The 11,491-nt window shown below is 43.9% G+C and carries 11 protein-coding genes; 2 read left to right on the top strand and 9 right to left on the bottom strand.

All coding sequences use genetic code 11. The annotated features are described in order from the left end of the window. From WBA23_RS19825 to WBA23_RS19795, 7 genes are all read right to left on the bottom strand, one after another. Nucleotides 1-259, bottom strand: a 259-nt coding sequence (locus WBA23_RS19825) for a hypothetical protein (protein ID WP_424584018.1), incomplete at its 3' end; no start/stop codon positions are given. 47 nt (nucleotides 260-306) lie between these two features. After that, nucleotides 307-795 carry a hypothetical protein gene (locus WBA23_RS19820; protein WP_424584017.1) on the bottom strand — a complete coding sequence of 163 codons (489 nt, stop codon included), beginning with the start codon at nucleotides 793-795 and terminating at the stop codon, nucleotides 307-309. 4 nt (nucleotides 796-799) lie between these two features. After that, a complete protein-coding gene (locus tag WBA23_RS19815) occupies nucleotides 800-1,660 on the bottom strand; it encodes a DJ-1/PfpI family protein (protein WP_424584016.1) in 861 nt (286 codons plus the stop codon). Between the two features lie 125 nt (nucleotides 1,661-1,785). Continuing rightward, the gene (locus WBA23_RS19810) at nucleotides 1,786-2,178 is read right to left on the bottom strand and encodes a hypothetical protein (RefSeq protein ID WP_424584015.1); all 393 of its coding nucleotides are present in this window, start codon (nucleotides 2,176-2,178) and stop codon (nucleotides 1,786-1,788) included. 145 nt (nucleotides 2,179-2,323) lie between these two features. Further along, a complete protein-coding gene (locus WBA23_RS19805; RefSeq protein WP_424584014.1) occupies nucleotides 2,324-2,755 on the bottom strand; it encodes a high-potential iron-sulfur protein in 432 nt (143 codons plus the stop codon). A gap of 96 nt (nucleotides 2,756-2,851) precedes the next feature. Then, on the bottom strand, nucleotides 2,852-3,319 hold the full coding sequence (locus WBA23_RS19800) for a high-potential iron-sulfur protein (RefSeq protein ID WP_424584013.1): 468 nt from the start codon (nucleotides 3,317-3,319) through the stop codon (nucleotides 2,852-2,854). 28 nt (nucleotides 3,320-3,347) lie between these two features. Further along, nucleotides 3,348-3,566, bottom strand: a complete 219-nt coding sequence (locus WBA23_RS19795; protein WP_424584012.1) for a hypothetical protein — start codon at nucleotides 3,564-3,566, stop codon at nucleotides 3,348-3,350. A 143-nt stretch (nucleotides 3,567-3,709) separates the two neighbouring features. On the opposite strand from WBA23_RS19795, the gene WBA23_RS19790 reads away from it, so the two are divergent. After that, a complete protein-coding gene (locus tag WBA23_RS19790) occupies nucleotides 3,710-4,189 on the top strand; it encodes a Fur family transcriptional regulator (protein WP_424584011.1) in 480 nt (159 codons plus the stop codon). Further along, entirely contained in the window at nucleotides 4,186-6,600 is a 2,415-nt protein-coding gene (locus tag WBA23_RS19785; RefSeq protein WP_424584010.1) for a TonB-dependent receptor, read from the top strand. Before WBA23_RS19790 ends, WBA23_RS19785 begins: the two co-directional genes overlap by 4 nt. 9 nt (nucleotides 6,601-6,609) lie before the next feature. Here the strand turns inward: WBA23_RS19785 and WBA23_RS19780 are convergent, their stop codons facing one another. Both WBA23_RS19780 and WBA23_RS19775 read right to left on the bottom strand, forming a co-directional pair. After that, nucleotides 6,610-9,858, bottom strand: a complete 3,249-nt coding sequence (locus WBA23_RS19780; RefSeq protein ID WP_424584009.1) for an FG-GAP-like repeat-containing protein — start codon at nucleotides 9,856-9,858, stop codon at nucleotides 6,610-6,612. 279 nt (nucleotides 9,859-10,137) lie between these two features. Then, nucleotides 10,138-11,491: M20/M25/M40 family metallo-hydrolase (locus tag WBA23_RS19775; RefSeq protein ID WP_424584008.1), on the bottom strand; the 1,354-nt coding region annotated here is incomplete at its 5' end.

Raw genomic sequence — 11,491 nt, 5'->3', positions numbered from 1 at the left:
GAATAACTTCTACGATATTTTCCTCTTCAATGACCTGAGAAACATAAGTCGTATCGTTCCAAAGCAGACTCTCTCCCCGCAAATGAGCTACTGGACCTATTGCGTAGAGATTCTGCCCAATTAAGGTATCTAGCTGTACTTGCCCATCTAGGTCGCCCAATTGCTTTACCTGCTTCATGGCACCAATCACTCGAACGGATTGCGCCCACAACCCTGAATAGCTTAGCCCCAGTATAAATAAGATAGTAACAGCTCGCATGTGTTTAATGCTTGTTAATGAATATATGTTTTATTATTCATTTATTATCAATCATTATTCACTAACAATTTTGCTTCTTTAATACTACTTTCCATCTGCTGTTTTACCTGCTCAATGGCCGTTTTCTGGCTTCGCTGAACCTGAACGATGTTAGTAGTATCCGCTTCTTCCATTTCCATTTCGCCTTGATAGGCCGTTTGGGCTTCCTCTAATCCGGGCACCTTTTTTACGTTGCGCATCCATTGCATCATGCCCTGGTCGGCATACTGTAGATTTCGAACTACGAACTGCATGTACTGCACTGTGTCAGCGTAGGCAGCAGAATCTATTTGATTTAGCGAATCCACCTTATTCTCTATTGCTCGTCGTAACTGCATGAGTTCGCCCATACGGGGCATTACTTCATCATGAACCTCCATTGCTTCCGCATAAATTTCCTGAGCTTCAGAGAGATTAGCGGGTGTTTCCTTATTTGAGGCAGTTTGACAGCCAACTAAAAAGATTATTAAAGCGATAACGGTGAGTAATCGGTTCATATTATTAATTTTTATTTGCGTTTTCTAAACTATCTAATAATGTCGTAAGTCCAGCATCGTACATGCTTTTTAACATCCAGTGGACTACGGCATCGGTCTTCTTGGGACTTCCGCCCGCTATTGGTGGGGCCGGATCATATTCCATATCTAGCATTTGAGCTTGAGTATAGTTTTCGCCCCAAATTTCCTGCATTATCGCTAACGACATATCCATTCCAGCGGTTACTCCGGCCGAAGTCCAATACTTTCCATCGCGGGTAAACCGTTCGTTGGTAAAAGTAGCTCCGTACTTGTTAAGCATCTCTTCGGCTTGGTACCAATTGGTTGTCGCCTTCTTTCCTTCCAGTAATCCGGTAGCCCCGAGTATCCATCCTCCGGTGCAAACTGAAGCAGTAAACGTGCTGCTTTCGTCAATTTTTCGTATCCAGTCTAAGATACGCTGGTTATAGGTAGCTTTTAGGGTTTGCTGAAATCCACCCGGAATTACTAATATATCCAATTGGTTAACTGAATCGATAACGTTATCGGGCACAATTTCAATTCCTTTGATCGTTTTAACGTGTCCGGATTCTATTGCAATTAGCTCCGTTCTTACTCCCATTCCCCCTAGAACGTAGCGAGGTCCCATCATATCCAGATCATTCACCCCATCGTATACCAAAATGCCAATCGTTTGAATATTATATTGGGGGGTGCCGAACACCTGATTCATTACCTTGGTATGTTTTCCCGCTATCAGATCGCTCTCTAGCTTTTGAATCTCTAGCAAATCTTTCTCGGCAACTGAGTTATGCCTTTGCCCAAATGTAGCTTGAGCAGCTGTTAACCATAGAGCTAACCCTAAAAGAATATTTTGAATTTTCATTTTTAGTAGTATTTAACTGCTACGCAGTAATAGACGCGAACTACATACTCTTCACTACCAACCTTGGTAGCAGGTAGTATGGTGATTACGTTGTTATTTTTATCGGAAAATTAAAAAAAGGCAGTTCACCCTTGGGGTGGGTGAAAAACTGATACCGGATGATCGGTGGAAGAGGAAATGGATCTATTTGAGTAGCTAGAAGACTCAGATAGATACTGATTAGAAGTAAAGTGCAGTAGCTGGCTCGCTACGTATACCGACAAATCAATTTCTAAAGTAGGAGCCATCGGAGCAGCGTCCGAAGAAGGTTGAGTGGTGGTCTGTAGTAGCATTACCTGTTTATCTACAAAACACTGCCCCCCACAGACCGCAATAGGCTGATCTTGATTCTGACAAAGCACATTGGCGTAGTAATCCTGACGTAGCGTAAAATCCAGGTACGTCAACGGAATTGCCAAAATATTCAGGCTCATCAATGCACACAGGCTAAAGGCGATATGGGGCAGCCAACTTCTCAAATCAGCTACGAAGGTAGGGGCAGATATCTAAAGCTGCAATGATCTTAGTTAAATTTAGTATTCAAGCTGCCGTGGAACGGTGTTCAAGTGTTCAAAACTACTAACCTTGCTTGAACACCGGAACACACGAGCTTTACAATACTACTTACGAAGCATCAGCAGGCATGGCTACCCACGAGGCGCACCAACCGTTCGGATGAATAGGTCCTTTAATCAGTTGACAGCCCCCGCAGGTTCCTTCTTGCTCAGTTGGTTGCCAGAAGCGACAGTTGGTGCACACTTGATTCTCCTTTTCGCTCTGCGCTACGTACTGAAGCTGCTCTCGCATCGCAATCTCCTGCTCGGTCAATCCCGACAGATCATCGCAGGCATTAGCCTCTAATTGGGTGGGGGCTGGTTTTGTTTCCTCCACGGCAGGCTCCGGTTCAGTAGCTGGCTCCTCCATTGTGTTAGCTGATTCTGATTGACCAGATGGACTAGAACAAGCACTAAGCCAGGTAGTCCCTACTAAAACCGCCGCGCTCAGTTTGCTTGCATCGGTTAGAAATTCCTTTCGGGTTTGTTTTCTCTTTCTCATAAATATTTTGTTTTGTGTTATAGTGTGTGGTGCTAAGGTTCAGAGTTTTAAGTTATGTAAGTTTGAACTCTGAACTTTAAACTCAATAATACTTCCTCACGAAGGTTCCACTACATTTTGGGTTTCTCCGGCGGCCAAAGCCATCCACGACTTGCACCAAGCATTCGGGTGAATAGGTCCCTTAATTAGTTGACAGCCACCACAGTTATCACCGGGCTGAGCCGGTTGCCAGAAGCGACAGTTTTTGCACACCTGCTTTGGATCTTCACTTTGAGCAATGTACTCAAGTTGCTCTCGCATACTTATTTCCCTTTCGGTAAGGCCAGATAGATCATTGCATCCATCGGTGCCGGCTAAGTCATCAATGCGAGATTCCGCTTTTATTTCTGCTTCCGCTTCCTGTTGTATAGCCATGGTAGCATCGTCATCCTTCTGCGAGTAGTTCTCTGATTGTTCGGAAGATGATCCGCAGGCACTGAGCCAAGTACCTCCAATTACCGCCGCTACACCCAGTTTACTAGCGTCAGTTAAGAATTCCTTTCGGGTCTGCTTTTTAGTATTCATTAGATTTTTAGTTCTTGTTTTTTAATTATCATAATTTAGCCAAATGGTTTCCTACTGTCAGGCCAATGGCTATCATGGCTCCTAATACTACAATAATCAGTAGATAGACACTGATATCCGCAGTTGCACCCGCGAGCAATGAATGAGTCAGACCGTAGATACAGGCAAGCTCAAGCAGTACTGCACTAACTAGTAGGAAAACAACCAGCGCTGGTAAAGCCATTATAATCTTCTTTAGTGAAGCCATAAATAGATGTTATTACCAATCTAAACTGAGAACTACATCGTTTTGGGCTTGTTCGTCAGGATGGCTTATTCAGAATTTTTCTAAAGTGGTTAGTTGATAAACAAAAAAGCATATTTTTTTGATGTAGAAGCAAGCCTATAGTGATGCAACTTATTTGCATATTTATTACCTTTGCTGGCATGAATGCTACGGCAGTAAAAGAAATACTACACAACCATCAGCTTCGCATCACTACCGGACGTTGTGATGTTGTTGGACTTTTCTTGAAATCTAATTATGCTTTATCTGCCAAAGATTTAGAAAATCAGTTGCCTCAGTACGATCGGGTAACGCTTTACCGGACACTTCACACTTTTATTGAAAAGAGAATTTTACATCTCATTCCTCACGATGGTGAGCTAGCCTATTTTGGTTTTTCCGAAGACATCCGACAGCAGCTTACCGATAAACAGGTGAATGCAACCGCTCATCATTCCGACCATATTCATTTTACCTGTACTGTTTGCGGACGGACCGAGTGTTTACCAGAGCATTTGGTACCAGAAGTTTCGCTTCCCAAAAGCTATCAGATTAATGAGGTAGCTCTACTGGTAAAAGGGCAATGCCAAGCTTGCCACGAATGAAGCTATTTATACTGTTAGTGGGAGCTATTTGCTCAACCGTAGTTGGGTTCTCTCAGAATATTCCTGACTCGTGTCAATACCAAGTGGAAGGTCGAGTGCTTGATATTGGTAACCAACAGCCGTTAGCGTTTGCTTCAATACAAATAGAGGGAACCACGCAAGGGGCGGTTACCGATGAAGCTGGACACTTTAAAATTACTCAGGTATGCTACCGAGAGTTTGACTTAGTGATCTCTTTTGTAGGTTATAAAACAGCAATTCATCACCACGACCCATTCCATAAGAATCCTCAAATCCTTCTAGCTTCCGATAGCTTAGTACTTAAAAGCGTAGTGATAGAAGAAGAAGTTCTGACCGGTGAACTTTTTTCCAGCTCCGTTAGTGGATTATCTGCTCAAGAGCTGGCTACTCATCAATCGCAGTCATTGGGAGATTTGGCTGGTGAAATTACGGGGGTTTCCGTACTAAAGACCGGGCAGAATATTGTGAAGCCAATTATTCACGGTTTACACAGCAATCGAGTGCTCATTGTAAACAACGGTGTTCGCCACGAATTTCAGAATTGGGGGGCAGAGCACGGACCCGAAATTGATCCATCTTTAGCAAAGAACATTAAAGTTGTTAAGGGAGCTGCCACGGTTCGTTATGGCCCTGAAGCCTTAGGTGGTGTACTGCTGATTGAGCCACCTAAACTAGATTTTTTAACTTCTCTACAAGGTGAAGTCCAGGCGGTAGGTCAATCGAACGGTAGATCAGGCGAAGGAACTGTTCAATTGCAAAAGGGCTTCCACCACATAGCCCTGATGGGGCAGGCTTCCGTAGTTCGTCAGGGTGACTTGCACACTCCGGATTATCAGCTTACTAATACTGGAAAGCGGGAGCAAAGCGGAGCTTTTACTACCCGTTTGCACTGGGGCAATACTGATGTGGTAGCTTACTTCAGCCATTTTGATCAAGAACTAGGTATTTTACGCGGAGCGGTAACCGGAAATTTAACCGATTTAGTTAATGCTATTGAACAAACTCCCCCGCCACTTACTCAGCCGTTTTCCTACGAAATTGAGAATCCTCGTCAGCGAGTGCGCCACAACATGGCAAAAGTGCGGGGACAGTGGTTTGGGGAGAATCAATCCGTTGAAGTTCAGTATGCTTTCCAACATAACCGCCGACAAGAGTTTGATGTGCGCCGAGGGACTAATAATCTGCGCCCGGCAATAGATTTGGTTCTAACCTCTCACTCGTTGGATGCTGCCTGGGAGCACCCCTCCCTCTATCAATGGGAGGGACGATTTGGGATGCAGGGTTTAGTTCAAGATAATAACAACTTACCCGGTACAAATACGACTCCTTTCATTCCTAACTTTAACGTCAACCGTATTGGTTTATACTTGATTGAGCGTCGCCCGTTGGGGGATGACTGGTTGGAAGGGGGCATTCGCTACGATTATCAGAATTTGTCGGTTCGTGGCCGGGAGCAGAATAACGATATTTACCGAAACGAACTTATATTTCAGAATGTAACCGCCACCCTGGGATTGGTTAAGCAGCTAAGCGATCACGAAACACTCCGTACTAATTTGGGTACTGCTTGGCGCCCACCTAACATATCAGAATTATACAGTTTTGGCCGTCATCAGGCATCGATTGAGTACGGTCTTTGGCGATACGCTTTTCAGGAGAACGGTTCTATTAGCACTGACGATATTCTGACCCAAGAGGAGCATCCGGTATTTTCTGAAGTTGGATTTAAATGGATTGGCACCTACGAATCAACCCAAGAAAACCGGCAAACTGAGATTACTGCTTACGTTAACTACATCCAAAACTACATTTATACTAAACCAACCGGTATTACCCAAACTATTCGTGGTGCCTTTCCCTTTTTTATTTATGATCAAGATGATGCTTTACTAATGGGCATAGATGCTAGCACTACACTAGAGCATGCTCACCATCTATCATCTAAAATTCAGGGAAGTTACTTATGGGCGAAGAACGTTACCAATAGCGAATACTTTGTAGGACTTCCTCCCGCTAACCTGCGGTATCAGCTATCCCAAAGGCGAGGTAGGTGGGGAATGCTGGATGAATCATCGTGGAGCATTAGCGCGCATTATACTTTTCGGCAATTTCAAGCACCCCGAACTATTCCTATCCGAGATATTTTAGAAGTCGAAGCATCTGAACAGAACCTATTTGCCGAGAATGATACTATCTTTGATATCCTTCCTCCACCTGATGGGTATTTTTTACTTGATTTGGCGTGGTCAGGTCAGGTTGATCACTTCACAGTTGGGTTACAGGCACAAAATATTTTAAATACTTCGTACCGCAATTACACCGATCGTTTACGCTACTTTGCCGATGAGACCGGACGCAACTTTTTACTCTCTTTGAAGTACAGTTTCTGATGAAGAAAGCTACTTCACAATAATTCGGCGACGGTAGATATGTTGCCCACCCCTCAGTTCTAATAAATAAACCCCCGAGGTTAGCGAAGAGCTATCAATTTGCCGACTTCCCCTCTTAATATTCATCAGTTCTTTCCCCTGAGTAGAGTATAATCGTCCTTCCGTGAACCCATAAACTGGTAAATTTTTGATGATGATAGCTTGCCCTTGCTCCACTGGGTTTGGGTACAGAATTAGTGCTGAATTTGGTTCATCTATAATTCCAGTTATGGGGTTCGGTGGTTCTTCGCCCCCGTCACCCAGCTTTGTAGAATCTCCCACTACCACTAATAAATCAAACTCTTGAGTAGCGGTAGCTCCCTCTAAGTCAGCAACTTGTATTTGAATAGTTACCGTTCCAGTATCGCTTAGTGCCGGTGTACCAGCAAAAGTTCGGGAGGCGCTAGTAAATGTGAGCCACGTGGGCAGTACATCTTCATTGCTCAGTTGAGCTGAATAAGTAAGTACGTCGCCGGTATCGTCATCTTTAAAAGCACTATCAGGTATCATAAATTGGTAAATGGTGTCCGTTTTAGTTACCTGATCTTCAATTGCTTGCTGTACTTTTGGTTCTGTATTTTCCTGATGCTGCAAAGTATTTCTATACTTTATAATTACTTTTTGGTTGTGAGCAATTAAATCTATATCTCCATCAGCATCCATATCAAGTGCTTTTATATGACTCGCAGCAAAGTTGTCGATGATAATACTGGCCCCGAATGTACCATTTCCGTCGGTGTGCGTTCGCCAAATTAAGCCGTTTGTAGAAGATTGAATAACGTCAGCAACGTCATCATTATTCAAATCAGCAAAGGCCAACACTTTTTCGCTTCCAATATCAAAGGTTTTGCTAGTGAAGCTGCCGTTACCATTGTTCACATACCATGTTTTGATACCAGCTTCAGGTGCTTCAACAATATCTACATCTCCGTCCCCATCCATATCGGTTGCGTAATTTCCTTTAGCGGTAGTATTTTGCACTAATTGCGTATTCGACGCATTACGGTACCAACCACTATCGGTCAGCACATCAATAGCACCATCAGCATTGATATCTACCAATTGTGTAACTTTCCCTTCTATCGTTCCTACTCGTACAAACCTACCGGTGGTAAGTTTCCACCAACCATACCGATCACCTGCCTCGTTTATGGGGGCAAATAGTAACCCACTCTCTAATGCAAAAATACTATTGGAATTGGGTGTTCCTCGGTGGGTAGCAAACTCCTGAATTAGTCCACTAGCCGAATTCTTCCACCGTACTACGGTAAACCCTTCAGCATTTACATCGGTGACGAACAGCTCGGCTATTCCGTCTGCATTAATGTCAGCCTGAGTAAAAGAAGCAGTAGCCGTATTCAGCTTCGTTTGAATTTGGGGGGGTAGTATATTTCCCTGCTGAAGAGTAACTTCAGCTACATAATGAGTAGATTGAACCGCTAAGCCAGTAAGTGCGTCATTGGTGCGCTCCGCAACTACGTGGATAATTTTGTCAAGCACTGGACGATTGACCGATTGGTAAACAGTACTATCCCAGGCACTTTTAGCGTTTTCGAGCCAATCAATACCGGTTGAATTATCCGCATTGCTGATTAAGTCTTGATCGCCATCCTGATCAATATCAGTCCACTGAGCTTCAGCGTTGCTGAGCGCGTGATACTGCGTTGACTGCCAGTTGCCCTGGTTCTCGAGCCATCCGGTTTGGGCAGGAAATATTCCACCAGTTTCAGGGGTCAGGTAAATATAAAAGTCCAGATCACCATCTTGATCTATATCGTCTGCCAACAAGCGGTGGGGACGAAGATTAAGCCAATTGGGTTCATTGATTGGTAAGAATACTGGAGTGCCTACTAAACCGCCTTCACTATTCGCCAGGTATCCAATGCGATAGCTTCCCGTCCAGTTGTATTCTTCTGTAATTACTATATCGGCTTTTTCATCTCCGTTCATGTCCGTTACCGAAAGAGCTATTGGGCTATCTACTCCTACTACTTTCATTGAATCGTTTAGCGAGTAGGCATCTTGGCTAGTTAAGAAATACAATTGTTGATTGTTGTGCCAGACAATATCTGGGATGTTATCTCCATCAATATCACCACGCACTACTGGCGCATCAGCTAAATCAGTCTTACCACCTTCGGCCCACAGTGCTCGCTCAGCAAAAGCGTCATTTGTTTGCTTGTACCAGTAGAGTTGATTGCCTTCTTTGATTAAAATATCCGGCGCATTATCTTGATCAATGTCCAGAATAAAAACTTGATCTTCGCTGATATACGAAATATCTACGCTACTAACGGCCTTCCTACTAAAACTTACGCCGTCTTGGTTTTCGTACCACAGTAGTTGCTGCTCTTCAGTATCGTAGGCCACAATATCCGGATAGTTATCTTGGTTAAGATCAGCCACTTTCCCAAATGACCAATTAGCTGCTTCGTCAATGACTAACCCGGGGGCAAATGGAGTTCGCCCATTATTTGTCAATAATTTATATTGTTGAGGTTCCAGCCGATTTAATTCAATCACCATCGCCCCTAAGAATGCAAAGTCAGAACCTGCCTTTTTAGCAACTTCCAATGTAACCACTCCTGCGCTACTGGGTGTCACGTTACTAATTGTAACAATACTATTCGTATTAAATGAGGCGTTCAATTCAGCTTGTTGACTGCCAATGCGGTATACTGCGCTTCGCTCTCCCTCGAAGAAAGAGCTACCGTAAAAGCTGAATTTATAAGTCTGACTTGGATCTAACCCCGAAATAGTTATCTCTTCGGTGCCATTGGTAAAATAATAAGATCGAGTTACTGCTCGAGGGTAGAAACCCCGCCGGTCATCGTCGTATCCTCTCTGACCAGCCCCATTCCAGTTAGTTTTCAAAGTAAGAGTTACCCCGGTAGCTTCTGCTTGGGCATCGATAAGAGCAATACTGGTATTTGCCTGCGGAGATTGCTGAAGGTTATTCCAACCTTGGGCATTGTCTTCTAACAAACTATTAAAGTTTATATTGATGGGGGTAAAAGCTGGACTTGAAACAACTTCCCCCACAATATCCTCATCGCCATCCTGATCAGCATCTAAAAAAGCAATTGAGCGATAATTTTCACTATTGACTACCTCAGCACTATCAGCCTGTAGCAGTGTTTGCTTCTCAAATTGGGCGTAAGAAAAAGTCGCATTAAGAAGAAAAAAAAGCAGCGTTAACCGCTTGATTTGGTAATACATACTAACTCGTCTATTGTAGAATAGCTTAGTACTTCTAAGCAATTAAAATGTAAAAATAAGCACTTTAGTTTAATTATTTTAATATATAATAGATTTATTTATACATTTATGCTATTAATCTATCTATCTGAGTTTTCTCTTCTTATATAGGAGGGTAAGAAAAAACCACTTGCTAATGCTAAGTGGCACTAAGAAGAACCTTTCGCTTTACAATGTACTATTGAGGTAAATTTTTACCACTAGCAGTCTAATAAATCGTTGGACAATAATGTTTATTTTTTACTCACCGGTCCCGGAGGCGGAAGGCTGATTTTCAGTTAAGCCGTACTGGTCTATCAGGTAAACCAATGAAGTCATAGCAGCCGCTCCCAGCAAGAGTTCCCGACGATTAACAATCTCAAACACATCCAGTGCAGAATGGTGCATATCGAAGTAGCGTTGAGAATCGGGCCGTAATCCAATTAATTCTACGCCTTGCGGCTTAAGAGCACTAATGTCCGCTCCGCTACCGCCCTTATTAAATTTATGCAGATCGTAGGGATCAAATAATGGTTTCCAGCGCTGAATTTGCTCGTAGGCGGCTTCGCTTACATCCAGCCCAAACCCGCGAGGAGCAAACCCACCGGCGTCGGATTCCATTGCGGCCAGATGTTGTTCGTTATTCTCTTCGGCTAATTCAGCGTACTTTTTCGCTCCCGCCAATCCGTTTTCTTCATTCATAAATAGTACTGCCCGAATGGTCCGCTTCGGCTGATAATCCATTGCCTTAAGCGTGCGTAACACCTCGATAGAATGAACCACTCCAGCCCCATCGTCGTGAGCTCCCTCGGCTAAATCCCACGAATCCAGGTGACCGCCGACAATGATGTATTCATCCGGGTATTCACTTCCGGTGATTTCACCTACCACATTGTAGGAAAGTACATCATCCAGCATTTCAGAGTGAGTCTCTAAATAGAAAGAAAGAGTAGGTTCTTCTTCCAGTGTTTTACTAAGTAAGTCAGCATCGTTCGTACTGATAGCCACGGCTGGAATTTTGGGAATATTAAATGAGTAGACCGTGCTTCCGGTGTGAGGATAATCGTCAAACGCTGTGGAGAGTGAGCGGACAATTACGCCTACTGCACCGTATTTCGCTGCTTCCGAAGGACCACCGCGCCGCTGATTACCTGCCAAACCATAGGCTGAACCGGTTTGAACTTGGGTTTGATCCATCGGACGGTTGAAGAATACTATTTTGCCTTTAACATTTTCTTCGCCCAGGTCGGCTAATTCTTCAAAAGTATGAACTTCAACAATGTTGGCCAGTACCCCCGCATCTCCGGTACCTACCGCGTTACCAAGAGCGGTAATATTTACTTCCCGCGTTCCTAACTTCTGAGAATTAACAATACGCCCAACTTCTTGCTGACCACGTACCCAGTGGGGAACCATTACAGGTTGAAGAAAAACGCTATCAAACCCATACTGCTGCATCAGTTGTCGACCCCACTCAACGGCAGCCGCCGCTTCGGGCGAGCCACTTACTCGGCCCCCAACATCTTTACAAAGGCTGCGAAGATTTTCGTATGCTTCCCCGCGCAACAGCGTTTCATCGTATATTTTACGCAGCACCGTTGAGTCATCTTGAGAT

Origin of the sequence: Tunicatimonas sp., assembly GCF_049647865.1 — a bacterium.
In the GTDB taxonomy this organism is placed as follows: domain Bacteria; phylum Bacteroidota; class Bacteroidia; order Cytophagales; family Cyclobacteriaceae; genus Tunicatimonas.
This window is presented reverse-complemented; position numbering and strand designations above follow the sequence as displayed.

Coding starts and splice junctions, on each gene's coding strand:
- WBA23_RS19790 (WP_424584011.1), top strand. CDS start 3,710: ATGCAACTTATTTGCATATTTATTACCTTTGCTGGCATGAATGCTACG.
- WBA23_RS19820 (WP_424584017.1), bottom strand. CDS start 795: ATGAACCGATTACTCACCGTTATCGCTTTAATAATCTTTTTAGTTGGC.
- WBA23_RS19815 (WP_424584016.1), bottom strand. CDS start 1,660: ATGAAAATTCAAAATATTCTTTTAGGGTTAGCTCTATGGTTAACAGCT.
- WBA23_RS19800 (WP_424584013.1), bottom strand. CDS start 3,319: ATGAATACTAAAAAGCAGACCCGAAAGGAATTCTTAACTGACGCTAGT.
- WBA23_RS19795 (WP_424584012.1), bottom strand. CDS start 3,566: ATGGCTTCACTAAAGAAGATTATAATGGCTTTACCAGCGCTGGTTGTT.
- WBA23_RS19805 (WP_424584014.1), bottom strand. CDS start 2,755: ATGAGAAAGAGAAAACAAACCCGAAAGGAATTTCTAACCGATGCAAGC.
- WBA23_RS19780 (WP_424584009.1), bottom strand. CDS start 9,858: ATGTATTACCAAATCAAGCGGTTAACGCTGCTTTTTTTTCTTCTTAAT.
- WBA23_RS19785 (WP_424584010.1), top strand. CDS start 4,186: ATGAAGCTATTTATACTGTTAGTGGGAGCTATTTGCTCAACCGTAGTT.